General features: G+C 66.5%; 3 protein-coding genes. 2 read left to right on the forward strand and 1 reads right to left on the reverse strand.

The features are described 5' to 3' along the window. Positions 1–379, forward strand: a 379-nt coding sequence (locus EN993_RS35470) for a TetR family transcriptional regulator C-terminal domain-containing protein (RefSeq protein ID WP_206532480.1), incomplete at its 5' end; no start/stop codon positions are given. 4 nt (positions 380–383) lie between these two features. Here the strand turns inward: EN993_RS35470 and EN993_RS35475 are convergent. Then, the gene (locus EN993_RS35475; RefSeq protein WP_109668371.1) at positions 384–1,271 is read right to left on the reverse strand and encodes a helix-turn-helix transcriptional regulator; all 888 of its coding nucleotides are present in this window, start codon (positions 1,269–1,271) and stop codon (positions 384–386) included. A 103-nt stretch (positions 1,272–1,374) separates the two neighbouring features. Between EN993_RS35475 and EN993_RS35480 the strand changes: the two genes are divergently transcribed. Beyond that, positions 1,375–1,683, forward strand: a 309-nt coding sequence (locus tag EN993_RS35480) for an SDR family NAD(P)-dependent oxidoreductase (protein WP_127266208.1), incomplete at its 3' end; no start/stop codon positions are given.

Below are 1,683 nucleotides of genomic sequence, written 5' to 3' on the forward strand. Positions count from 1 at the left end.
AGACAGCCTCACCGAACTGCGCAGCTACATCAGGCGCAAGCTGGAGATGGCGCGCGATTTTCCGCGCGAGAGCCGGCTGTTCGCCAACGAGATCCTGCAAGGCGCGCCGCGCATCATGCCGCTGCTGGCCGGCGAGCTGAAGACGCTGGTCGACGAGAAGGCCGCCGTCATCAAGGGCTGGATGCGCGCCGGCAAGATCGCCCGGACCGACCCCTGGCACCTGATCTTTTCGATCTGGGCAACGACACAGCATTATGCCGATTTCGACGTCCAGGTCCGCGCCGTGCTCGGGCCCAACCGCGGCGGCGACGGTCGCTTCGAGGATGCCGCCCGCTTCCTGGAACAACTGTTCCTCGACGGGCTGAAGCCAAAGACCTGACGCTTCAGGCGCTGCGCCGCTCGGCCGGCAGCGCGTCCAGCAATGTCTGCAGCTTGGCGACCGAGTTCTGCTCGGCAAGCGGCGTGTAGACGATCAGCTTCATGTCGGAGCCGTCGCCGATCGACAGGCTCATATGCTCGAAGGTCATGGCGCCCGCGCTCGGGTGCCGGACATGCTTCACCCCCGACAATCGGTGCGCGACGTCGCGCTGCGGCCACCAGTTGCGAAACTCCGGGCTCGAGCGCGTCATCAACTCGATCAGCCGCTCGAAATCCGGATCGCCGACATAGCGGGCGCTCGCGGCCCGGAACGAAGCCAGCACTGTGCGCGCCAATTCCTCCCAGTCGACCAGCAGGCGCCGGTGGTGCGGGTTGGTGAACACCATGTGGACGATGTTGCGGGCATCACCCTCCAGCAGGCCGTAGTCGCCGAACACCGCGACGGCCGCCGGGTTCCAGGCCAGCACGTCCCAGCGCCGCCCGACGACATAGGCCGGCTGCAGCACCAGGCTCTGCAGCATGTGCAGCAAGGGGCCATCGACCTTTTCCGGCGCCACGGCACGGCGCTCCGGCTGCTGGCGGTCGGCGAGGATGAACAGATGCTGTTTTTCGGCCGCGTCGAGGCGCAATGCTTCGGCAAGCGCCGTCAGCACCTCCACCGAGGGCCTGACCTCCCGCCCCTGCTCCAGCCATGTGTACCAGGTCGTGCCGACACCGGCGATCATCGCCACCTCCTCGCGCCGCAAGCCGGGCGTGCGCCGCCTGAGACCGGTGGCGATGCCTGTGGCCGAGGGCGTCAGCCTTTCGCGGCGCGAGCGCAGGAAGGCGCCGAGTTCGCGCCGGCGGCTGTCTTCAGCGGAGTGCGTGGGGGCCGAGTGGGGTTGGGACTCCATGCGCTTATTATAGCAGTATTGATACCAGGATAAAGTTTGAACTGTTTGGCTCGCGCTAACTGCCCCATCTTCCGTTCAGAGCAACAGAACGGAGGCTCTGGACATGGAACTCAAAGACAAGACAATCCTCATCACTGGCTCAACCGACGGCGTTGGCCGCGTCGTCGCGCAACGGCTCGGCGCCGCTGGCGCCCGTGTGCTGGTGCATGGCCGCGATGCGACGCGCGGCAAGGCTGTTGTCACCGAGATCGAAGCAGCCGGCGGCAAGGCCGAGCTTCTGGTTGCCGACCTCTCTTCGCTGGCCGAAGTGCGCCGGCTTGCCGAAGCGGTGCGCGCCCGGACGAACCGGCTAGACGTCCTCATCAACAATGCCGGCATCGGCACGGCGGGCCAAGGTGCCAAAAGGCAGGTC

It is taken from the genome of Mesorhizobium sp. M7D.F.Ca.US.004.01.2.1, from assembly GCF_003997785.1.
In the GTDB taxonomy this organism is placed as follows: Bacteria; Pseudomonadota; Alphaproteobacteria; order Rhizobiales; family Rhizobiaceae; genus Mesorhizobium; species Mesorhizobium loti.

What these genes read in the sequence shown, in the direction of transcription:
- EN993_RS35475 (WP_109668371.1), bottom strand. Translation starts at nt 1,271, where the DNA reads ATGGAGTCCCAACCCCACTCGGCCCCCACGCACTCCGCTGAAGACAGC.